Origin of the sequence: Methylomonas aurea, assembly GCF_024505045.1 — a bacterium.
GTDB classification, from domain to species: Bacteria; Pseudomonadota; Gammaproteobacteria; order Methylococcales; family Methylomonadaceae; genus Methylomonas; species Methylomonas aurea.
The window spans coordinates 20,263-42,372 of sequence record NZ_JANIBM010000030.1 but is presented as its reverse complement, the minus strand read 5'-3'; the positions used below and the strand labels follow the sequence as shown (position 1 = coordinate 42,372).

General features: G+C 54.3%; 26 protein-coding genes. 14 read left to right on the top strand and 12 right to left on the bottom strand.

Annotated elements, in window-relative coordinates; translation table 11 throughout:
- The first annotated feature begins 2 nt into the window (after positions 1–2).
- On the top strand, positions 3–533 hold the full coding sequence (locus tag NP603_RS17385) for a PEP-CTERM sorting domain-containing protein (RefSeq protein ID WP_256612163.1): 531 nt from the start codon (positions 3–5) through the stop codon (positions 531–533).
- A 76-nt stretch (positions 534–609) separates the two neighbouring features.
- On the opposite strand, the gene pmbA is transcribed toward NP603_RS17385, so the two are convergent.
- From pmbA to NP603_RS17355, 6 genes are read right to left on the bottom strand one after another with little or no spacing between them, the layout of a single operon-like run.
- A complete protein-coding gene (gene pmbA, locus NP603_RS17380; protein WP_256612162.1) occupies positions 610–1,941 on the bottom strand; it encodes a metalloprotease PmbA in 1,332 nt (443 codons plus the stop codon).
- Between the two features lie 58 nt (positions 1,942–1,999).
- Positions 2,000–3,436: a metalloprotease TldD gene (gene tldD / locus NP603_RS17375; protein WP_256612161.1), complete on the bottom strand. Its 1,437-nt coding sequence runs from the start codon at positions 3,434–3,436 to the stop codon at positions 2,000–2,002.
- Between the two features lie 36 nt (positions 3,437–3,472).
- Positions 3,473–3,937: a hypothetical protein gene (locus NP603_RS17370; protein WP_256612160.1), complete on the bottom strand. Its 465-nt coding sequence runs from the start codon at positions 3,935–3,937 to the stop codon at positions 3,473–3,475.
- Between the two features lie 2 nt (positions 3,938–3,939).
- Positions 3,940–4,806: a 23S rRNA (adenine(2030)-N(6))-methyltransferase RlmJ gene (locus tag NP603_RS17365; protein ID WP_256612158.1), complete on the bottom strand. Its 867-nt coding sequence runs from the start codon at positions 4,804–4,806 to the stop codon at positions 3,940–3,942.
- Between the two features lie 39 nt (positions 4,807–4,845).
- The gene (locus tag NP603_RS17360; protein WP_256612157.1) at positions 4,846–5,196 is read right to left on the bottom strand and encodes a DMT family protein; all 351 of its coding nucleotides are present in this window, start codon (positions 5,194–5,196) and stop codon (positions 4,846–4,848) included.
- Positions 5,193–6,431 carry a multifunctional CCA addition/repair protein gene (locus tag NP603_RS17355; protein ID WP_256612156.1) on the bottom strand — a complete coding sequence of 413 codons (1,239 nt, stop codon included), beginning with the start codon at positions 6,429–6,431 and terminating at the stop codon, positions 5,193–5,195. The genes NP603_RS17360 and NP603_RS17355 overlap by 4 nt, the downstream gene beginning before the upstream one ends.
- A 158-nt stretch (positions 6,432–6,589) precedes the next feature.
- Here NP603_RS17355 and NP603_RS17350 point away from each other — a divergent pair, with 158 nt between their 5' ends.
- The 7 genes from NP603_RS17350 (at position 6,590) to pqqE (ending at position 11,339) form a co-directional block, all read left to right on the top strand.
- Entirely contained in the window at positions 6,590–7,378 is a 789-nt protein-coding gene (locus NP603_RS17350) for a sulfite exporter TauE/SafE family protein (protein WP_256612155.1), read from the top strand.
- 153 nt (positions 7,379–7,531) lie between these two features.
- Entirely contained in the window at positions 7,532–7,606 is a 75-nt protein-coding gene (pqqA, locus tag NP603_RS17345; RefSeq protein WP_054760176.1) for a pyrroloquinoline quinone precursor peptide PqqA, read from the top strand.
- Between the two features lie 106 nt (positions 7,607–7,712).
- Positions 7,713–8,624, top strand: a complete 912-nt coding sequence (gene pqqB / locus NP603_RS17340) for a pyrroloquinoline quinone biosynthesis protein PqqB (RefSeq protein ID WP_256612154.1) — start codon at positions 7,713–7,715, stop codon at positions 8,622–8,624.
- 12 nt (positions 8,625–8,636) lie between these two features.
- A complete protein-coding gene (gene pqqC / locus NP603_RS17335; protein WP_256612153.1) occupies positions 8,637–9,365 on the top strand; it encodes a pyrroloquinoline-quinone synthase PqqC in 729 nt (242 codons plus the stop codon).
- 2 nt (positions 9,366–9,367) lie between these two features.
- A complete protein-coding gene (locus tag NP603_RS17330; protein ID WP_256612152.1) occupies positions 9,368–9,931 on the top strand; it encodes a Uma2 family endonuclease in 564 nt (187 codons plus the stop codon).
- Between the two features lie 33 nt (positions 9,932–9,964).
- Positions 9,965–10,237: a pyrroloquinoline quinone biosynthesis peptide chaperone PqqD gene (gene pqqD, locus NP603_RS17325; protein WP_256612150.1), complete on the top strand. Its 273-nt coding sequence runs from the start codon at positions 9,965–9,967 to the stop codon at positions 10,235–10,237.
- Positions 10,215–11,339 carry a pyrroloquinoline quinone biosynthesis protein PqqE gene (gene pqqE / locus NP603_RS17320; RefSeq protein WP_256612149.1) on the top strand — a complete coding sequence of 375 codons (1,125 nt, stop codon included), beginning with the start codon at positions 10,215–10,217 and terminating at the stop codon, positions 11,337–11,339. Before pqqD ends, pqqE begins: the two co-directional genes overlap by 23 nt.
- Before the next feature lie 46 nt (positions 11,340–11,385).
- Here the strand turns inward: pqqE and msbA are convergent, their stop codons facing one another.
- Positions 11,386–13,134 carry a lipid A export permease/ATP-binding protein MsbA gene (gene msbA, locus NP603_RS17315; RefSeq protein ID WP_256612174.1) on the bottom strand — a complete coding sequence of 583 codons (1,749 nt, stop codon included), beginning with the start codon at positions 13,132–13,134 and terminating at the stop codon, positions 11,386–11,388.
- Positions 13,135–13,211: 77 nt separating this feature from the next.
- On the opposite strand from msbA, the gene NP603_RS17310 reads away from it, so the two are divergent.
- The 6 genes from NP603_RS17310 to NP603_RS17285 all read left to right on the top strand — a co-directional run bounded on the left by NP603_RS17310 (position 13,212) and on the right by NP603_RS17285 (position 19,416).
- The gene (locus NP603_RS17310) at positions 13,212–14,300 is read left to right on the top strand and encodes a glycosyltransferase family 9 protein (RefSeq protein ID WP_256612148.1); all 1,089 of its coding nucleotides are present in this window, start codon (positions 13,212–13,214) and stop codon (positions 14,298–14,300) included.
- Positions 14,301–14,471: 171 nt separating this feature from the next.
- Positions 14,472–15,410, top strand: coding sequence for a hypothetical protein (locus NP603_RS17305; RefSeq protein WP_256612147.1), 939 nt, complete (start codon positions 14,472–14,474; stop codon positions 15,408–15,410).
- 152 nt (positions 15,411–15,562) lie between these two features.
- Positions 15,563–16,852 (top strand): O-antigen ligase family protein, encoded by a 1,290-nt coding sequence (locus tag NP603_RS17300; protein WP_256612146.1) that lies wholly within the window; start codon positions 15,563–15,565, stop codon positions 16,850–16,852.
- A gap of 19 nt (positions 16,853–16,871) precedes the next feature.
- The gene (locus NP603_RS17295; protein WP_256612144.1) at positions 16,872–17,696 is read left to right on the top strand and encodes a glycosyltransferase family 2 protein; all 825 of its coding nucleotides are present in this window, start codon (positions 16,872–16,874) and stop codon (positions 17,694–17,696) included.
- 77 nt (positions 17,697–17,773) lie between these two features.
- Positions 17,774–18,580, top strand: a complete 807-nt coding sequence (locus NP603_RS17290; protein WP_256612143.1) for a glycosyltransferase family 2 protein — start codon at positions 17,774–17,776, stop codon at positions 18,578–18,580.
- A gap of 8 nt (positions 18,581–18,588) precedes the next feature.
- A complete protein-coding gene (locus NP603_RS17285; RefSeq protein ID WP_256612142.1) occupies positions 18,589–19,416 on the top strand; it encodes a glycosyltransferase family 2 protein in 828 nt (275 codons plus the stop codon).
- Between the two features lie 24 nt (positions 19,417–19,440).
- Here NP603_RS17285 and NP603_RS17280 read toward each other — a convergent pair whose 3' ends face one another.
- The 5 genes from NP603_RS17280 to NP603_RS17260 are packed head-to-tail and all read right to left on the bottom strand — an operon-like array spanning position 19,441 to position 22,110.
- Positions 19,441–19,860: a DUF2802 domain-containing protein gene (locus NP603_RS17280; protein WP_256612141.1), complete on the bottom strand. Its 420-nt coding sequence runs from the start codon at positions 19,858–19,860 to the stop codon at positions 19,441–19,443.
- Positions 19,860–20,033 carry a hypothetical protein gene (locus NP603_RS17275; RefSeq protein ID WP_256612140.1) on the bottom strand — a complete coding sequence of 58 codons (174 nt, stop codon included), beginning with the start codon at positions 20,031–20,033 and terminating at the stop codon, positions 19,860–19,862. The genes NP603_RS17280 and NP603_RS17275 overlap by 1 nt, the downstream gene beginning before the upstream one ends.
- A 37-nt stretch (positions 20,034–20,070) precedes the next feature.
- A complete protein-coding gene (locus NP603_RS17270) occupies positions 20,071–20,544 on the bottom strand; it encodes a chemotaxis protein CheW (protein WP_054760137.1) in 474 nt (157 codons plus the stop codon).
- A gap of 25 nt (positions 20,545–20,569) precedes the next feature.
- Complete coding sequence (locus NP603_RS17265; RefSeq protein WP_256612138.1) at positions 20,570–21,310, bottom strand: chemotaxis protein CheW; 741 nt, start codon at positions 21,308–21,310, stop codon at positions 20,570–20,572.
- On the bottom strand, positions 21,307–22,110 hold the full coding sequence (locus NP603_RS17260) for a ParA family protein (protein ID WP_256612137.1): 804 nt from the start codon (positions 22,108–22,110) through the stop codon (positions 21,307–21,309). The genes NP603_RS17265 and NP603_RS17260 overlap by 4 nt, the downstream gene beginning before the upstream one ends.

Sequence of the window (22,110 nt, the reverse complement as noted above, 5' to 3'; positions counted from 1 at the left end):
CAATGAAATACTGCCTACTCGGAATATTCTTGACGCTAGCCTCAACGGGGATTGCCCAGGCAAACACGATATTCGTACCCAGCTTCGGCGATTCCGGACTGCAAACATTTAACTATACGTTTGTCGCTGATTTTACCGGCACAGTCACTATCGGGGTCAGCGATGAAGGTGATTCGAGCATAGAGTCCTACCTCGACCTTCCCGGCTACGTAAAAGCCTTGAGAACCAACCCGGCCAGCCCTGCAGATACTGCAAACTATGCCAACACCCAGAATGAGCACGGCACCGACGGCGAACTGTATACGTTTGCGTTAACAGCGTTGGCCGGCGAGTCATTCAGTTTCGACTGGCGCTTCCATACTGACGACTACCATCCGTTCAACGACTTTGCTTTCGTGTCTCTGGTCGACGGTAACCAATCCCAAGTTCGCTACGCGGTGTTAGCGGAGGTCGCAGCAGTTCCTGTACCCGCAGCAATATGGTTATTCGGTTCCAGCCTGGTAGGCTGGTTCGGTTTGCGCCGCAAAGCTTAGATTATCCGACTAAAAGGAAGCTTGGGGACCCCGGCTTCCGTCACCAACGCATTCTATTCAGTCGAAACAGCAGCATCTACTCGCCGGCGATTGCCATCCGCTCCAACAGGATCGAGCCCACCCGGATGTTGCCACGTAAGTCCGTATCGCTGCCAATCGCGACGATATTGCGCAACATATCCTTCAGGTTACCGGCGATCGTGATTTCCTGTACCGGAAATTGAATCGCGCCGTTCTCGACCCAGAATCCGGCCGCGCCGCGCGAATAGTCGCCGGTCACGCGATTGACGCCCTGCCCCATCAATTCGGTTACCAACAAACCGGTACCCAACAGCTTCAACATTCCTGCAAAATCGCGGTCGCCCGGCTCGACAATCAGGTTATGCACGCCGCCGGCATTACCGGTAGTCTGCATCCCCAGCTTTCGTGCAGAATAGGTACTGAGAATATAGGATTGCAGAATGCCGCTGCCGACAATGTCGCGCGCCCGCGTCGCCACGCCTTCCGCATCGTAGCTGGCGCTACCCAGTGCGCGCGGCAACAACGGTTGCTCGTGTATCCGCACGAACTCAGGCAATATCTGCGTCCCGAGGCTGTCCAGCAGAAAAGAAGATTTTCGGTAAAGGCTGCCGCCGCTGATCGCGCCCAACAAAGCGCCGATCAAACCGGAAGCCATCTCTGGCGCGAACAACACCGGACACTGCCGGGTGCCGAGAGTCCGCGCACCTAGCCGGGCAACCGTGCGCTGGGCGGCTTGTTCGCCAACCTGCGCCGCAGACTCCAAATCGAACGGATTACGCGCCACACTGTACCAATAATCGCGCTGCATCGAGTCGCCGCTACCCGCCAGCACCGAACAGCTCACAGAATGGCGACTGGATTGGTAGCCTTGCAAAAATCCCGAAGAATTACCGAACACCCTAGTACCTTGGTGGGTATTGACCGAAGCGCCCTCGGAATTACTGATCTCCGAGCTATATCCGCGCGCTGCGTTTTCGCATTCGATCGCTACTTCAATCGCCTGCTCGGCATTCAACGCCCAAGGATGATTCAGATCGAGATCGGGAAACTCTGTGGCCAGTAATTCCGGATCGGGCAGCCCGGCAAACTCGTCCTCGCTGGCATAACGGGCAATACTGCACGCCGCCTTGACGGTTTCCTTCAGCGAACCCGCAGAAATATCGTTGGTGCTGGCCGAGCCTTTCTTTTTGCCGAAATACACCGTGACGCCGACGCCTTGGTCGCAATGGTATTCCACGGTTTCCACGTCGCCGAGCCGGGCAGATACCGACAGGCCGTTATCGACGCTGAATGCAGCTTCTGCGGCAGTGGCGCCTTGTAATCTGGCTTCGTCCAACAAATGCTGGACAACCTCTTTTAATCGATCGATTTCTTCCTGGTTTTGCACGGTGAATCTCTTGTTTAGTCGTTACGCGCGAAGGCGGTTCCATTCGCACTTCATTGCTTCAGACGCCGGTACCGCCGACCGTTAATCCATCGATTTTCAGCGTCGGCTGGCCGACGCCGACCGGAACGCTTTGCCCGTCCTTGCCGCAGGTGCCGACGCCGCTGTCCAAAGCCATGTCGTTGCCTACCATCGAAACTTTGGTCAGTACGTCGGGACCATTGCCGATCAGCGTGGCGCCTTTTACCGGCCGAGTGATTTTACCGTTTTCGATCAGATAGGCTTCGCTGGCCGAGAATACGAACTTGCCAGACGTAATATCCACCTGGCCGCCGCCGAAATTGCGTGCATACAGGCCTTTCTTTACCGAGGCGATGATTTCTTCCGGATCGCTTTGCCCCGGCAACATGTAAGTGTTGGTCATTCTGGGCATCGGCAGATGGGCATAGGATTCGCGGCGGCCGTTGCCGGTAGGCACCACACCCATCAGCCGGGCGTTCAGTTTATCCTGCATGTAACCTTTCAGAATGCCCTTCTCGATCAACACGGTATTTTCGGTCGGAGTCCCCTCGTCGTCGATATTCAACGAACCGCGCCGGCCTTGCAGCGTGCCGTCGTCCACCACGGTACACAGATCGGAGGCCACCCGTTCGCCGACTCGGCCGCTAAAAGCCGAGGTACCTTTACGGTTAAAGTCGCCCTCCAAACCATGGCCGATGGCTTCGTGCAGCAAAATCCCCGGCCAACCGGAACCCAAGACCACGGTCATATTGCCGGCCGGGGCCTCCTGGGCTTGTAAATTGACTTGCGCCTGGCGCACGGCCTCCCGGCCATATTCCAACGCGCGATCGCCCTCCAGGAAATAGCCGTAGTCGCTGCGGCCGCCGCCGCCCATGCTGCCCTGTTCACGCCTGCCCTTCTCGACCATGATCACCGTGACATTCATCCGCACCAGCGGTCGAATGTCGGCTGCCAACGAGCCGTCCTGGTTTGCGATCAGCACATGGTCGTAGGCGGCGATCAAACTGACCATGACCTCTTCGATGCGCGAATCCAGCTTACGGGTTTCTCGATCGACTCGCATCAACAATTCGATTTTTTGCCGGTCGTCCAAAGACTTTAGCGGATTCACGGGCCGGTACAAACAGGGCGCGCCGCGATAGGTATCGATCCGACGTTGGGCCTGCTGCCCCTGGCGAACGATGGCTTTGACGTTGTTGGCGGCTTCCAGCAGTATCGGTAATTCGATCCGGTCGCTATAAGCAAATCCGGTTTTATCGCCGCTGATGGCCCGCACCCCTGCTCCGTGCTCTATCGAATGACTGCCTTCTTTGATGATCCCGCCCTCCAAAGACCAGGATTCGAAATGGCTGGATTGAAAATAAATATCGGCGGCATCCACCGGCGCGCTGAGCAGCGCAGCCATGATCCTGTCGATATCTTGAGTTTGCAGACCGTTGCCGGCCAGAATGGATTGCTTGACTTGTTCTAATGGCATCAGATTGCTCAAAACTGTTTGGCAAAGCGCAGTTACTTACATCACGAAAAAGGAAGCGATATATGCGACGAGCAATGCGGTAATTGCAAGAGTCACCTTATTGCGCATCGTCAGCGACAACCAGTACAGTTGCAACTCGGTTTTGCGCCGGACCCAGATGTTCAGTAGCCGCAATTTTAAAAAAGCGTGTACCCGCGGCAAAGTTTTCCATAATTTGTAAAATCCGAAACCGAAAATCGACAGCAGGATGTAAAACGTCACGACCTGGCTGCCGTGGCGATCCGACTCGAACAAATATTCGACAATTTCGCCTACATCCAGCACGTGAAATATCAGCTCAACCGTTTCCTCGATACCCAACTCGACGTATTCGAAAGCCACGTGCAGACCTTCGAACATCAAGTGCATCAATTCTCCCAACAACTCCAGCGTCACGTCATACATCACGAGCGCCAAGACGATAAAGCCGACGACGATTAGATCGAGATTTTTTCTCAACATGGCTAATTCCGTAACGCGCTACCCGCACCGATCTCAGGTACGATCCAGTCGACTTTCCAGCGTCCGCCGCCGTCGGCCAAAACCCTGTCCAACCAGGGTAACAATGTTTGCGCCTGGCTGGCCAACATCCAGGGCGGATTGATAAACAGCATGCCGGATCCTGTCATCCCCCGACCGGCACCGTCGTCGGCAACGCAATGTTCAATACGCAATTGCTTGGGAATGCCGGTCCCGGCCAGTTTGGCAACGAAATCTTCAGTCGCGGCCCGTTCGATGACCGGATACCAAAGCGCATAGACTCCGGTAGCGAAATGACGGTGGGCGCTCACCACAGCTGCGACCACTTTTTTGTATTCGTCTCTCATCTCGTAACTGGGGTCGATCAAAACCAGCCCGCGGCGCTGAATCGGCGGCAATTTTTTCGCTAACATGCTCAAGCCGTCCTCCCTGGCTACGACCACCTGCTTATCACCGGCAAACAACTGCTGCAATGCATCGGCGTCGGAACTGTGCAATTCGGACAATAATAACCGATCCTGGGGCCGGACCAAGCGCCGGACCAATTGCGGCGAACCCGGATACCGCAGCAGTTGCTTGCCGGTATTTTCCGCGCGTACTGCTGCCAGATAGTCGCGTAATTCCGCCGGCGGATCCGATGCTCGCCAAACAGGTACGATACCCTGTCGATATTCGCCGGTCTTTTCGGCGAACTCCGATTTAAGCGAGTACTTGCCGGCTCCGGCGTGGGTATCAATGTAAACGAATGGCTTGGTCTTCTGCTTAAAAGCCGCGATGACCAGAGTCAGCAGGCTGTGTTTCAAAACATCGGCAAAATTGCCGGCATGAAAACCGTGTCGGTAACTCAGCATATTGGATATCCGCTATTCCGGCTGCTTAGCCTTAATCGTTTAATTGAATTTGGCCCTGAAGATAAAAAACACCGCGCCGAGCAAACACAATCCGGCCCACAAATAATCCAGTTTCAGCGGCTCCTTCATGTAGTACACCGAAAACGGCACGAACACGCTCAACGCAATCACCTCCTGCATAATCTTCAACTGGCCGACGCTGAGCGCAGTGTAGCCGATACGATTTGCCGGAACTTGTAGCAAGTATTCGAACAAAGCCACCCCCCAACTGGCCAATGCCGCGACCAGCCATGGTTTGTTGTTCAATTCTTTCAAATGCGCGTACCAGGCAAAGGTCATGAAGACATTGCTGCAAACCAACAAACCGGCGGAAATCAGAACGGTATTCATGCAACGATAGACCGGTAGTGGGTTTTGTAGCGGCTGACGGCCTGTATCCTCAAGCCACGGATTGCCGCACCAATCTGCTCGCCGCGCAAGCCTTGGTCAAGCAAGCCGTCGGTGCCAGTCGCAGCGGCAGCCGCAGCGACGCCACGTATATAGTCCGCCTGCGGATAGGCACGCTGCTCGAAACCGCTACGGCCTCTGGCATCGGCCTCGCAAGCCAATAAAAATTCCTCCAGCCGACTGTCCGGTTTGAATGCGCCAAGCGCCATCAGCATGTCGACCAAGGTATCCGCCCGCAATTCCAGCGCCCGATGACAATGGGTATGGTATTCCATCACTTGAGCACTCAAGTTTTTAAACGAATTGGGTACCCGTAACCGCTGGCAGAAGCGCTGCAACACCGGCAAACCTTTTTTTTCGTGGCCATGATGGCTTGGCCAATGCGCCTGAGGCGTCAAGGCCTTACCCAAATCGTGCAGCAACGCCGCCAAACGCACCTCGGCTTTGGCGGAGAGTTGTGCCGCCTGTTCCAACACCATCAAGGCATGCACCCCGGTATCGATTTCCGGATGATGCTTTTCCGGTTGCGGCACACCGAAGAGAGCGTCGAGTTCCGGAAACACCACCCGCAATGCCCCGCAATCGCGCAATACCTGAAAAAATGCTTGCGGGGTACGTTCCAACAACGCTTTGTGCAATTCGGCCCAAACCCGCTCTGATACCAAGTAGTCGGCCTCGCCGTCGGCGACCATTTGCCGCATCAACGCCAAAGTTTCGTCGGCCACCCGGAAGCCGAGGTGAGCATATCGAGCGGCAAAACGCGCCGCGCGCAATATCCGCACCGGATCTTCGCTAAAAGCCGGCGAAACATGCCGCAGCAGTCTTTGCTCGAGATCCTGCCGGCCGCAAAACGGATCGACCAATACGCCGTCGTCGCCGATGGCCATCGCGTTGATGGTCAAATCGCGCCGCTGCAAATCCTCTTCCAGCGACACATCCGGAGCGGCATGCACGGCAAAGCCTTTATAACCGCCGGCGGTTTTGCGCTCGGTTCTGGCCAAGGCATACTCTTCATGAGTGTCGGGATGCAAAAACACCGGAAAATCCTTTCCTACCGGCCGAAAACCGCGCGCCAGCATGGACTCGGCGGTTTCGCCGACTACCAGCCAATCGCGCTCCTCGACCGGGTAATCCAGTAAACGATCACGCACCGCGCCGCCGACCAGATATGTCTTCATACCTAACGAATCCGCAATTTCAAAAAAGACACAGTATAAATGAGTCGCTATGATAGCGTCCGGCTTATTCCAACCAGCCCTTGCCAGAACCAAAGAGCAGCCGAGTCCAATTCAACGCGTTAATCCGCCAGCGCTTACCCACCTGAATCAATTACCCAATGACTGAAGTATTTTTCGCCAGCTTATTGCTGGGCCTGTTCGCCGGCCTTGCCGCCGGGTTGTTCGGCATCGGTGGCGGGACCATTATCGTACCTGTCCTGGTTTGGTTATTCCAAGCCCATGACTTCGCTGCGGAGCGGGTCATGCTTTCCGCCGTCGCCACATCACTGGCATCGGCCTTATTGACATCGGCGGCATCGGCACGCACCCATCATCAACTCGGCAATATCGCCTGGCAACGCGTGTCGAGACTGGCCCCGAGCCTGCTGGCCGGCGCAGCTGCCGGTGCCGTGGCTGCAAACCATTTCAATCCGGAGATATTGCGTTGGTGCTTCGTCGCATATTTACTCTACACCGGCGTCAACATGATCCGCCCACAACAAGCCAAAACCACCATAAGAACCGGTAGCCGCTGCATCGACTACATCGTCGGCTTCTTGATTGGCGCGTTATCGGCAATATTAGGCATAGGCGGCGGCACGATGAGTGTCCCCTACTTGGCCGGCAGCGGCTTGGCCATGAAAAACGCCATTGCCACTTCCAGCGCGTGTGCCGTAGCGATCGCGTTTTCCGCAGCGGCGAGTTACGCCTTATTGGGGCAAGACGAGAACGATGCGATGCGCGGCCAGCTCGGCCATCTGTACCTGCCGGCATTTGTAGGAATTTCATTAACTAGCGTATTGACCGCACCGGTCGGGGCAAAGTTGGCACACCGTTTACCGGCTAAGCGCTTGAAACGCTACTTTGCTTTGGTCTTGATTGCTACCGCGCTAAAAATGACGCAATAGAGCGGGAACTTCAAGGTTCGAAAGCGGCTCCGAACACCGCCAAGAGTCTTGAATTCGCTCTGTTGCGCAAAGAAAAACTTCATCGTATACTTCGGCGCAGCTTTCTCGATCAAGCTATCGCACACAACAACAAAACCTCTGGAGGGTATACAAATGAAATGGGAAACACCAGCTTACAACGACATGCGTTTCGGTTTTGAAGTTACCATGTACATCTACAACCGTTAATTATTACGGTTGGTCACAAAAAAGGGGCAAATTCCTGCCCCTTTTTTTTGCCTGGCGTTTTTCAATCCCGTATCATGCGGCGCTCGTTCACCAATCCGAATCCGACATGAAAATCAGAGTTCTCGGCGCCGGCGCCGGCGGCGGCTTCCCACAATGGAATTGCAATTGCGACAATTGCGGCCGTTACCGCAGAGGCGAATTCAACGGCAAGGCCCGCACCCAATCCTCGATTGCGATCAGCACCGACCACCGCAACTGGCTGCTGTTCAACACCTCGCCGGACATTCGCGCCCAACTGGAAGCGTTTCCAGCGATTCAGCCAAAACAAGGCATTCGCGATACCGGCATTAAGGCGGTTTTGTTAATCGATAGTCAAATCGACCATACCACCGGCATGCTAATGCTGCGCGAGGGCAAGCCCTTGAAAGTATATTGCACCGAGATGGTTCGACAAGATTTAACGACCGGCTTTCCCCTGTTCACGATGCTGAAAGATTACTGCACGGTCAACCATCATCCGATTGCCTGCGACGAAACTCCATTCGAAATTCCCGGTATAGACGACATTCGGATTTACGCCCACGCCTTAAAAAGCAAGGCGCCGCCCTATTCGCCGCACCGCCACGATCCGCATGACGGCGACAATATCGGCGTCATCGTCGAACAAATCTCGACCGGTAAAAAGCTGTATTACTCGCCCGGCCTGGGCGAAATCGAGCCGCATGTGTTCAAGGCCATGCAAAACGTTGACTGCCTGATGGTGGACGGCACGTTTTGGACCGACGACGAAATGGTCGTCCGCGGCATCAGCCAGAAACGCGCCCGCGAAATCGGCCACTTGCCGCAATCCGGCCCCGGCGGCATGATTGAGGTATTGAACGGCGTGCCGAACGCTCGTAAGATTTTGATTCATATCAATAACACCAACCCGATTCTCGACGAAGATTCGCCGGAGCGTAAGACCCTGGAGGCCAACGGCATCGAAGTGGCTTACGACGGTTTGGAAATCGACTTATAACAAAGGTGTTACATGACTGCTGACAACCAACCCTGGAGCCGCGAAGAATTTGAAGCAAAATTGCGCGGCATGGAAAAGTACTACCACATCCATCACCCGATGCATGTGCTGATGAACGAAGGCAAGCTGACCAAGCAGCAATTGCAAGGCTGGGTCGCCAACCGTTTTTATTACCAGGTTATGATTCCGATCAAGGACGCCAACATCATGGCCAATTGCCCGGACCGGGAAACCCGCGCCAAATGGGTGCAACGCATCCTCGACCACGACGGCCACCCCGGCGACACCGGCGGCATCGAGGCCTGGATACAATTAGGTATCGCGGTCGGCCTGACTCGCGAAGAGATTACTTCGTTGAAACACGTGTTGCCCGGCGTGCGTTTTGCCGTGGACGCTTACGTCAATTTCGCCCGCCGCGCCGAGTGGCACGAAGCCGCCAGCTCTTCGCTGACGGAACTTTTCGCGCCGAAAATTCATCAACAACGCCTGGACAACTGGCCTGAGGTTTATCCATGGGTCGAACCGGAAGGTTATGCTTACTTCCGTAAGCGTTTGACCGAGGCGCGCCGCGACGTTGAACATGGTCTTGAATTGACTTTGGATTGGTACAAGACCCGCGAGCAGCAGGAACGCATGCTGGACATCCTGAAATTCAAACTCGACGTGCTGTGGACCATGGCCGATGCCATGTATCTGGCTTATGTCGCCGACATGCCGCCATATTTCAATATCGACAAATAACGATGCAGACCGCCGAGCGGCTTCATTTTAGTGCCGAGGATTATCTGGCTTGGGAAGCAACCCAGGCCGAGAAGCATGAATTCGTCGCCGGCGAGGTGTTTGCCATGGTTGGTGCGCGGCAAGATCATGTTGTCGTCAGTTTGAATATCGCGTCTGCGTTGAGACAACGGCTGCGCGGCACGCCTTGCCGTTCGTATATGGCTGACATGAAATTGAAAGTCGAAGCAGCCGATGCGTTTTTTTATCCTGACGTGATGGTGTCCTGTCATCTGGATGATCGTAAATCGGAGCAATTCATTTCGAATCCATCACTGATCGTCGAAGTATTGTCCGACTCCACCGCCGACTACGACCGCGGCGGCAAATTCGTCGCCTACCGCAAACTCAACTCGCTGAAGGAATACCTGATCGTCGACATAGCCGCCCGTCGGGTTGAATGCTGTCGCCGCACCACCAGTAACGACTGGCTGCTGCACGATTATGTCGGCGAAGTCGATTGCGAGCTGACTAGTCTTGGTATTCAAATCCCTATGGCCGAAATTTTTGAAGACATCGAAGCCGCGTAAACCGGCAATCACCTTTTCCAAATCCGAAGCCCAATGACCATCAATCCAGAACAAACCCTGCAATTCTCACCACTGCATCGTCTGCAATGGGAAGAAGCTCAACAAAAATACGTGATCCTCTATCCGGAAGGCATGGTAGAACTCAATCAAAGCTCGGCCGAAATTCTCAAGCTGTGCGACGGTGCCCATAACTCGGCGCAAATCGTCGCCGAACTGGAAGCCAAATTCGAAACCAGCGGCTTGAGCAACGACATCCATAATTTCCTGAACATCGCGCTGCAAAATGGCTGGATCAAACAAGGCTAACATCACCCCGCCGCGCTGGCTGTTGGCGGAACTGAGCTACAAATGCCCGCTGCAATGCCCGTATTGCTCCAATCCGCTGGATTACGCCAAATACCCGGATGAGCTAAACACCGAGGACTGGAAACGGGTACTGAGCCAGGCCCGCAAAATGGGCGCGGTGCAACTGGGCTTTTCCGGCGGCGAGCCGCTCACCCGCCAAGACTTGGTCGAGCTGGTGAGCCACGCCCGCGAGCTGGGTTATTACTCCAACCTGATCACCTCCGGCTACGGCCTGACTGAGCAGAAAATCGTCGATTTGAAACAGGCCGGCCTCGACCACATCCAGATCAGTATTCAGGCCAGCACCCAGGAACTGAACGATCACATCGCCGGCACTCAAACTTACCAACAAAAACAGGAAGTGGCGCGTTTAATCAAGAAGCACGGCTACCCGATGGTGTTGTGTGTGGTGATCCACCGCGCAAACATCCACCAAATGCCGCAGATTCTGGAAATGGCCGAAAACCTCGGCGCCGATTATCTGGAACTGGCCAACACCCAATACTACGGCTGGGCCCACATCAACCGCGATGTGCTACTGCCGACCAGGGAACAGTTCGAGGAAGCCGAGAAAATCGCCCAGGCCTACAAGGAAAAAGTCGCCGGCAAGATGAAGATTTATTACGTGGTGCCGGACTATTACGAAAGCCGCCCGAAGGCCTGCATGAACGGCTGGGGCACCACCTTTCTGACCATCGCCCCGGACGGCACCGCCCTGCCCTGCCATTCCGCTCGCGAACTGCCCGGCCTGGATTGCCCCAACGTCAAGGATTACAGCATCGAGCAAATCTGGAACGAATCGAAAACCTTCAACTTCTTCCGCGGTACGGAATGGATGCAGGAGCCCTGCCGTAGCTGCGACGAAAAACTTAAGGATTTCGGCGGCTGCCGCTGCCAGGCTTATTTGTTTAACGGCGACATGTACAGCACCGATCCGGTTTGCAGCAAATCGCCGGAGCGGCATCGAATAGACGAGGCGATTACCTCAGCCCGTGCCACGGCAATGGCCGGCAACGAAAAACCGCTGGTCTTCCGTAATTCGAAGAACTCCCGGCAATTCTGACGGCTCCGTCCGGAGCCGCCGAATCTCTGCAGTGGGCTCTAACGCGCTAGCCTTCGCCCAGAACCACGGGTTCCGGATCCTGAAACTGCATTTTATGCAGTTTTGCGTAAGCGCCATCTAGCGCCAACAAGTCGGCATGTGAGCCCTGTTCGACGATACGCCCCTTATCCATCACCAAAATCACATCCGCACCTTCTATCGTCGACAAACGGTGCGCCACCACCAGCGTGGTTCGCCCCCGCATGACCCGGTTCAGTGCCGCCTGAATGTAGCGCTCTGATTCGGTATCCAGCGCCGAAGTGGCTTCGTCCAGTATCAGAATCGGCGCGTCCTTCAACAAGGCCCGCGCCAACGCCAAACGCTGGCGCTGGCCTCCGGACAGTTTGACGCCGTTCTCGCCGATCTCGGTATCCAGACCGTGCGGCATCCGGCCAATAAAATCCATCGCATAAGCGTCGATCGCCGCTTGCTCGATCTTGCTCCGCTCCGCGCCCTGCAATGCGCCGTAAGCGATATTGTTGGCAACAGATGTGTTGAACAACGTAACATGTTGCGTGACCAGTGCAATCTGCCGGCGCAGACTTTCCAGGCGGTAACGCTTCAGTTCGACGCCGTCGATCAAAATCTCGCCGTCCGTATAATCGTAGAAGCGCGGCAACAAATTGATCAGGGTACTTTTGCCGCCGCCGGATGCGCCAACCAAGGCCACGGTTTGCCCGGGCTCTATCGTTAAATTGATATTGCTCAATGCCGGCGTTTCGGCACCGGGGTAGCGAAAATTCAGATTGCGAAATTCGATCCGCCCCCGACAACGGTCGGTTTGGTAATCGCCTTGGTCTTTCTCGGTCGGTTCGTCCAACACCTCGAACAACGACTCGGCGGCGGCGATACCGCGCAATATTTCGGAATTGGCATCGCTTAACTGGCGTATCGGTTTCGGCAACAAAAAGGCGGCCGTAAAAAAACCGACGAACTCGCCGGGACTGGACGATTTCATCATGATCAGCGCCAGATACATCATGCCGGCCAAGGCAAAGGAAATCACCAATTGCATCAACGGATTGTTCAGCGAAATCGTCATCATCAGCTTGCGGTGCTGGGCTCGGTTTTCCAGGCTCGCAGCCTTGAAGCGCTGGCGCTCGTATGCCTCGCCGACAAAGCTTTTGACGATACGGTTGCCGGCCACGGTTTCCGACGTAATCTGGGTCAAATCGCCGACGGTGTCCTGCATATTGCGGCTCAAGCGCTTCAAGCGCTTGCCAACGTAACGCACCATCGTCGCCACGACCGGCGCCAGCGCCAGGAACACCAGCGACAATTGCCAGTTGGTGTAAGCCAAATAGGCCAATAGCCCCAGCGCGGTAAAGCCCTCCCGCACGAAGGAACGGATCGAATCGGACGTCGCTCTAGTCACTTCGCCGATGTTATTGGTGATCCGCGAAATCATATAGCCACTGTTGTGGCTATCGAAATACTGGACCGACAAGCGCGTATATTGGTTGAAGATTTCGCAGCGCAATTTATGAATCAGATTGCCGGAGATCCTTGCTAGATAGTAGTTCCCCAAAAAAGAGCCGATGCCGCGCACCAGAAACAGCACCACAAACGCCAGCGGCAAATATTGGATGCTCGAACGGTCCGGAGCGCCGAAACTGTCGATGATGCGTTGGATGATCATGACCACAGCCGGCTCGGTACCGGCATAAATCGCGAAGCCAACCGCTACCAGCAAAAACAAACGCCAGTAGGGCAGCACGAACTTCAGCAAACGCCGGTAAACCTGACCATCGGTCATAGTGCGTTGCGAATTTTGTAACGTGTCCAATATATTTACCTTTAAAATGTGCGCTTATGCCGATCAACCAGCGCTCAATGCCAAACCAAAAACCGCTCAATATACATCCGAAACGCATTTTAGTAATCACCTTGCGTTACCTGGGCGACACTTTGCTGGTTACCCCGCTGATCAGCTCTTTGAAACAAGCCTACGCCGATGCCGATATCGACGTATTGCTGCCAGCCGCCAACGCCGACATGCTGGAAGGCAACCCGGATATCCGCCAATTGATCCGGCTACCGAGCAAACCCAGCCTGGGACAATTCGTAAAACTGCTATTCGGCATCCGCCGCAATTACGATTTGGCGATCTCCACCCAAGCCGGCGACCGCCCTAGTTTGATCGCATGTGCCGCTGGCAAAACAGCGATAGGTTTTGTGCCTGACGCCCCAGGCAAAGCCTGGTGGAAAAAACTGCTGCTGGACCGGTCTCTGGCATTCGGCGACGATTACGATCATGCCGTACTGGAAAACTTGCGCTTCTGCGGCGTATTGAACATCGAGCCTAGCTACCGGCTAACGCCGCCGCGCAGTTCCAAGTCAATAGCGCATCTGCCAACAAAACCTTATGCCGTTCTGCACATTATGCCGCAATGGCGCTACAAGCAGTGGCACCACGACGGTTGGCTTAGCTTAATGGAATTTTTGAATCGGTCAGGCTACCAGGTGGTACTGACCGGTAGCGGACAACCGGCCGAACTGGAAAGCTTGCGCGAACTGGAACAACACTTGACCTTCCCTGTAACCAATATGGCCGGCCAACTGTCCCTGGCCGAACTGGCGGAATTGATCGCGCAAGCAGCGCTGTTTATCGGGCCGGATACCGGCATCACCCACCTCGCGGCGGCCACCGGCACTCAAACGGTTGCGTTGTATGGTCCGACCGATCCGAAAAAATGGGCTCCTTGGCCGTACGGCTATGCCGGACCAACCAGCCCGTTCGCAAAGGTTGGCAGCAAACGCATCGCTAACGTTTATTTGCTGCAGGGATTGTCGGACCACAACTGCGTCCCATGCCAACTGGAGGGATGCGACCGCCACCGGAATAGCCACAGCGAATGCCTGGATCGGTTGCCGGCGAGCCAGGTCATCGAGGCAGTTACCGAGGTATTACGACTTGGATAAAGCAAGTTGCCTAGTCGCCAATTCGGTATGTTTAACGGCTCGCCTATGGTTACTCGACTAATCAGATAAACTCTCGGCCCGAACGCATGACATTTGCCCTTACAATTCGACTCGACAGAAACCACAGTGCCCAAATTTAAAAAAATATTAGTCGTATGCCCGGCGGGGGCCGTGACCGGCGGACCGGAAGCTTTGCACCAATTGGTCGACCATATGAACCAGCTCGGCTTGCCGGGGTACATTACTTATTTGCCGTTCGACAAAGCGGCAAACACACCGGAGCCCTACCTGCGATATACGGCCCCGATAGCCAATTACGAAGATGCGGCCGGCAACCTGATTATTTTTCCGGAGGTTTATCCGCAATTAGCTAATAAAGTGCGCCATGCCAAAGCGGCAATATGGTGGCTGTCGCTGGAAAATTTTCTGGAACGACGCCATATCTGGCCACTGCACGATAAGGTGCGGTATTTGAAACGAGTAATTCAGGGAAAGCGACCATTAATGGGCGCCAAATCCTTGAAGCATATGATCCATTTCTCGCAGACCCAACACGCGACCGAGTATCTTAAACGGTGCGGTATCGAACCGGTTCCGCTGATCGACTCCATCAACGAAGATTTTTTGAACGATAACCACCTGGAATTCGCCAACACCAAGCGGGACATCATCCTGTATAACCCCAACAAAGGTAAAAAGGTGACGGATAAGCTGATTGCCGCCAATCCGCAGTGGCAATTCGTCCCGCTGAAAGGCCTGAACCGCGAACAACTGTCGCAACAACTCTATGCAGCGAAACTCTACATCGACTTCGGCCACCATCCTGGCCGCGACCGGATGCCAAGGGAGGCGGCGATGCACGGCTGTTGCCTGATAACCGGCATACTGGGTTCCGCTGGTAACGATGTCGATCTGCCTATTCCCACTCGTTACAAATTGGACAGTTCGGCCGCCGAATTCGTAGCGGCGTTTTCGCGGCTGGCATCGAATATATTGACCAACTTTTCGGCCCATTACCACGCCTTAGACGATTATCGGGATTATTTGAAATCGGAACCAAAAATTTTTCGGCAACAAATTTCCGACTATTTTTTACCGGCACAAGAATAACTTTCAGCGCGTTCAATATCGCCGCGGCTGAATTGCAAACGATAAAAATGCGTTGCGCCGAAGCAAACCTAATCTATAAGCCCGGCAGGAACAGTAACAATACCCTGGGTTTGAAATGCTCTTAATAGCGTAAAGCAAAACCGATGCGGAAAATGGCTATATCCCGAAACCAATTTATCGAAAATGCCCAAACCTCCTGGCTTGACTGGCCGGTTATTATCGTAACGGCCAGCAGTATCATCGGTTATTTATCGGTCCGAAGCTGGACCAATATTACTGTTTTTCTGTTGCTACTTCCTGCACTTGCGGCTTTCAAGAGCGCGTGGCACAGCGCCAATTCCCAAAAGCAGATAAACTCGATTTTGCCGCTGATTATCACAATGGCTTTGCCGGTGTTGGCAATACTCGTCAGCCAAGCCTTAAGGCATGAATGGTCCTTTAAGCCCTACGACGGCCCTTCCCGAATATTACTTTGCATCCCGGTATTAATTTATTTTCTTCATATAAAACTTAACTTCTCCAAAATCGTTGCGCTTTCCGCGCCAATCGCGTTATTAATTCTGATTCCGGTAATTTACTCGCACCCGGAAATATTGGAACGTTGGATCGGCCGTTTCGCCACCCCGGCAGTGGATCCGACCGAATTCGGCACCTATAGCCTGGTTTTAACGGCTTTTTGTTTGTTCGGGATTGAAACTGAAGCGGATAAACTCAACTTCAAACTCGTGGCTTACCAGACGACAGGTATATTGGCCGGCCTGTATTTGATACTCGGCTCCGGCACCCGCGGTAGCTGGATCGCTATCCCGCCGTTATTGGTTTTATGGGCAGTTTTAAACCGAAAAAATTTACCGCCGAAAATTTTGAAACATTTAGGCATGCTGGTAATTGTCGGCATTATTTTAATTTTTCTGGTAAGGCCTTATACGCTTGACCGAATATTCAGCGGAATCTACGAATTAAGCTCTTGGCTGAACGGCAGCAATACCGAAACCTCCACCGGTTTACGCCTGACTATGTGGCAAATTACCTGGGAACTTTTCCAACACAATCCATTACAGGGATATGGCGACCACAACTTTAAACAATATCTCGACGCCCCCTGGATAAGTTCGTTTGCCAGTATCGAAGCCAGGGAAACTATTCTGCATAACGGCCCGCACAACGAGCTATTGGCCAATTTGCTACGCTCCGGCGTCATGGGCGGCATCTCGGTGATGGGCTTATTCATGGTTCCGTTTACCGTCTTCTGGCGTAACAGAAATCTAGAAAGGTCGAAATACGCTTGCCATTTAGGCCTTGCCTATATCACCAGCCTGGTTTTATGCAGTCTCAGCAGCGAAGTATTAACTTTTAAATACACCAGTTCCTTTTACGGATTGATCATCGCCGGAATTTCGGCACAGATCATTTCAGCCCAAACACCAATATCGCGCGATTAATATCCAGCCAGCCAAACACATGAAACCAGACCAATACGCCATCACTTTTGCCTGCTACAACCAAATCAATTACACACGCCAATGTATCGACAGCATGGTCAAACATGGGGTGGATTTAAAGCGCGTGGTCGTGGTGGATAACGGTTCGAGCGACGGCACTTGCGATTATCTGGCCGCGTTGGGACTGGGCGGTTTGATTCTGAACAAATCCAACCTCGGCTGCGGCGTAGCCTGGAACCAGGGGGCTCTGGCGCTACAGGCGGAATGGACCGTGGTCATGAATAACGATGTACTGGCCAGCGCCAATTGGTTGGAAAATCTGATCGAAACCGCCGAGCAAAATCGGCTGAAAATCATTTCGCCGGCATTGGTGGAAGGCAAACTGGACTACGACTTCGACCAGTTCGCCGGCGATGCCTCGCTAAAGATGGCCAATGCCCTGCGTTTAGGCGGAAAGCACGCCGTCTGTTTGGCAATCCACGACTCGGTGTGGCATGAAATCGGCTATTTTCAGCCAATACCCAAATTGCTCGGCTATGAAGACACGCTGTTTTTTCACGAGGCCGAGAAGGCCGGCATTCCTTGCGCAATGACCGGCGCATCCTGGCTACACCATTACGGCTCGGTGACCCAAACCGCGATGAAACAGGAACGGGGCTTATCCGATAAACAAGGCTTGGGCAACCGCTACAATTACCGTCTGCTGCAGCAAAGCTGGCTGGAACGGAAATTAAAGAAAATGGCCCGTTTACGCCAAGCCAATCAATGGCGTGACAGCGAATTGGCGCAATTCGGCATGACCATGCATGGCATTCGGCTCAACGGCGAATTTAACTGGCAATAGCGGCATTAACCAACATGCCCTACCAAGCCTGAGACCTCAGCTCAAAGCACCATCAATAGATTTTTTACGGCCACGCCATGACAGAAACATCCGCCAATCGCGTTCCGACCGGGCCTCGCCCGAAATTGAGCGTCTACATCATCGCCTATAACGAGGCCGACAAAATCGCCGCCGCGGTGGAAAGCGTGCTGTGGGCGGACGAAGTGCTGGTACTCGACTCCAATAGCAGTGACGGCACTGCAACAATAGCCGCCGACTTGGGCGCAACGGTGCAACAAATCCCGTTCACGACCTTCGGCAAATTGCGTAACGATGCGATTGCGGCCTGCAGCCACGACTGGGTGTTCAGCCTAGACGCCGACGAACGCTGCACACCGGAGGCAAGGGCCGAAATCGAGCGCCTGTTATCCGCACCCGAGGCAGACGCTTACTACGTACCGCGCCGCAATTGGTTCATGGGCCGTTGGATCGAGCATTGCGGCTGGTATCCGGATTACCGGCAACCGCAGTTGTTCCGCAAGCAGGCGATGGTTTTCGACGATCACGCCGAAGTTCACGAAGGCTTCACGGTAAACGGCAAAATTGGCTATTTCAATTCGGCCATCATCCAGGTGCCGTTTTTGAACCTGGAGCAGTTGCTGCATAAGATGCAGCGTTATTCGACGTTGGGCGCGCGCAAACTGGAGCGCGCCGGCAAACGGCCGACCATGGCGACGGCCCTGCTGCACGGAATATGGGCATTCTTTAGAATTTACGTCCTCAAGCTCGGTTTTCTCGACGGCTGGGCGGGGTTCGTGTTGGCACTGGGCAACTTCGAAGGTACTTTTTACCGCTACGCAAAAGCCGCCGCCGCCAGTTTGAAGTGGACGCCCGAACAACGGTAAACCTGCCCATGCCGCCAGCCAGCGAACTGATTTCGGTCATCGTTACCACATACAATCGGCCCCCCGCGCTGCTTGCCTGCCTACGCAGCCTGCAGGACCAATTGGATCGAAACTTCGAAATCCTGATTGCGGATGATGGTTCTGGCGAAGCCACCCGCCAGCTAATCGAGCGGGAAAGTAAGGCCAGCCCGATACCGATTCGCCACATCTGGCACGAAGACAAAGGCTTCCGCGCCGGGACCATACGCAACAAGGCCGCTGCGGCTGCAACCGGTAACTATCTGTTGTTCATGGACGGCGACTGCATAGCGTTTCCGAGCTTTATCGCCCGCCACCGTCTGCTTGCCGAAACCGGTTATTTCGTGCCCGGCAACCGGTTGTTGCTCAACGCCAGCAGCACCGAACAAGCGCTAAGCAGGGAAATTCCGTTACACCGCCAATCCATCGGTTTTTTTATCGGATTATGGCTACAACGAAAGCTGAACCGGTTGTTGCCGCTGGCCTATTTGCGACTACATGGATGGCGCTATCGCAATCCGCAGCGCTGGCAAAAAGCCATGACCTGCAATTTGGCGTTTTGGAAAGCCGATTTTCTGGCCGTGAACGGCTTCGACGAAATGTTCGAAGGCTGGGGATACGAAGATTCCGATCTGGTGATTCGCTTGATCCACTCCGGTTGCAAACGCAAGGAGGGCAGGTTTGCCGTGCCGGTGCTGCATCTTTGGCATCCGTATAACGACAGAAGCCAACACGACGAGAATTACCGGCGGTTGTTGGAACGGATTGCCGATCCGAGGATTGTGGTTGCCGAACGCGGAGTGACGCAATACATTTAAGAACCGGGGCTTGGCGCGTAGCCGTCAACGCTTACCGCCACCGTGCAAACGCATCAGCAACAAAGCTTCGTCTCGAGTCAGGCCGCAGTCCCTGACCAATTCGTCGATATCGGCACCACGGCGAATTTTTTGGATCACGTCCTCGTAGCCTTGGGCCGGAGTCGGTTCTTCCTGGATTGGATGGGGCTGAGGCGCCGACGCCTGAACCGGCCTACTGACCCGGTCGGCGATCGTGTTCAACCGGTTATCGTTGGCTGCCAGCCGGCGGTCTACCGCGACAGCCGCCGAACATAAACCGGCTAGATCCTCGTTGCTGCGCTGCACGCGCTCTTCCAGCAGCTTAAGCTCACGTTCCAGACGTTTTTGGCTGCCGATCAGGCGTAGCAATACCGCCAATATGACCAGTTCGCCTGCCGCCAACCCCCACACTAAGTAATCGGTCATTACACTATTTCGTCTATGTGTTCGGCCGGCTGCGGGTTAGCATTGCTTCGATTCCGGTCCTGCTTCGCTTGCGGCGGCCTTTGGTCGGGATGACGTTTATCGCGCTGTTCCCGTTCCACTTTCAAAGGCGCATTGACCGGCTGGTAAGGTGTGATCGGCGTGATTTCTATCATATGCCCTCCCGCCGCGTCGTCCGCCGGCCGGTTCGGTTTAAAACATATCCAATTCAGCCTTTTCGTCGTCGCTGAGGAATTTATTCAAATCCACCAGTATCAGCAATTGGTTATCGCGGCTGGTTACGCCTTGAATATATTTCGAGCTTTCCTCGTTACCGACGTTGGGCGCGGTTTCGATTTCGGAAGCGCGCATCTCCACGACTTCGGCCACGCTATCGACCAAGATACCGATGATATGACGGTCGGTTTCGATAATCACTACCCGCGACGCGTCGTCGGTCTCTTTCGATGGCAAACCGAAACGGTTGCGGGTATCGATGACGGTGACCACGTTACCGCGCAAATTGATAATTCCCAATACATAAGAGGGCGCGCCCGGCACCGGCGCGATCTCGGTAATCCGCAATACCTCCTGCACCTGCATCACATTGATACCGTACTTTTCGTCACCCAGACAAAAAGTCACCCATTGCATGACGGGATCGCCTTGTTTTCTATCTTCACTCATGTTGTCTTATCCAAAGGCTATTAAATTATTTTCGATGCGGCACCAATTGTTTTACGTCAACAATTGCTGTCAGCTCGTCTATCACCGTACCGATCAACCACGGCTTTTTCTGTCGGGCGGTGCGCCAGCGCACTCCGTCCGGTTTGATTTTGCCGATCGACAGAATTTCGTCGCAGATCAAGCCCCACCTTTTGTCCTGGGTAATCAAGATGCGGCTGGCGGGAGAATCTTCTAAATTTCGCACCCTGGCGCGGCTCTTGCCGAAAATCAACTGGTTGGTATCCAGCACACCGATACGGCAATCATGTTCGTCGACCAATCCCAGGAACCACGACGGCTGGCCTGGAATTTGACTGGGTTTGCGGTCCATTTTGATGGTTCGCGACAGTTCGACTAACGGCGTTGCCAAAATCAATTGATCGACCTTGAAAAACAATGCCTGAAACTCGTACTGCGACCACTCCGGCATCACCGACAACGCCTGAAGTTTAGCCGGATTTTCAACGGCGGCAAGCGCCGTGACCGGACTGACGGTTTGGGGTTTGGCGACTTTCGGTTCTGCTATCAAAGCCGCCGGCGGCAATGCCTCGACAAAAATCCGGGCCGGTTGTCGCGCTACTGAAGTTACTGGACTAGCTTTGACGGGTGGAGATGCTTCCGCCTCGACGCTCGCGTCCGCCTCGGGTACATCGTCCAGTAAAGTTTGCAGGTAGGCATCGAGTGCCAGTTGTTGTTTGACGATACCGGGAGGGGATTTTTGCTTCATGAATGCGGCGCCAAGGTTTTGTCTCCACCTTTCTCAAGCAATAACAATTCCAACAATTCGGTATAGGCTTCGCTGGCCCGCGCATTTTTATCGAACAGCGGCAGCGGCGCACCGGCTTGGCTGGCATCCCTAACTTTTGTATCTACGGGAATCACAGAACGCCAAGCGTTATCCGGATACTGCTGATACAAAGCCGCCAAGCTATCGCGGGCGGCCTTGGTCCGCTTGTCGAACATGGTCGGTACTATGGTGAATTTCGGCGGAGTCTTCCGCGAATGAAACACCATTTTGATAGTATGCACCATGCGGTCCAAGCCTTTGAGCGCCAGGAATTCCGCCAATACCGGAATCAGCAGATGGTCGCAGGCCGCCAAAGCGTTGATCATCAACACCCCCAGCATCGGCGGGCTGTCGATAATCACGTAATCGTAGCGGTCGGCCATCTTGTGCAGCGCGGTCGAAATAACCAAACCCATTCCGCCGATTGCCGCCACTTGCCGATCCAGCGTCGCAATCGCGGTGGCGGCGGGCAACACGTCAATACCGTGGAAGCGGGTCTTGGCGACATAGACCTGGGGATCGATATTCTTCTTCTTTTCGCTGGCATCGAGAAAGAGATTGTAAACGCCCAACTCGACTTCTTCGGGATTTATGCCGAAATAACTGCTCAACGAACCGTGCGGGTCCAAATCCACCAATAAGGTTCTAAAACCCCAAGAGGACAGCAGCCCTCCCAAAGTCACCACGGTAGTGGTTTTTCCGACGCCGCCTTTTTGATTGGAAACAGACCAGATCTTCAT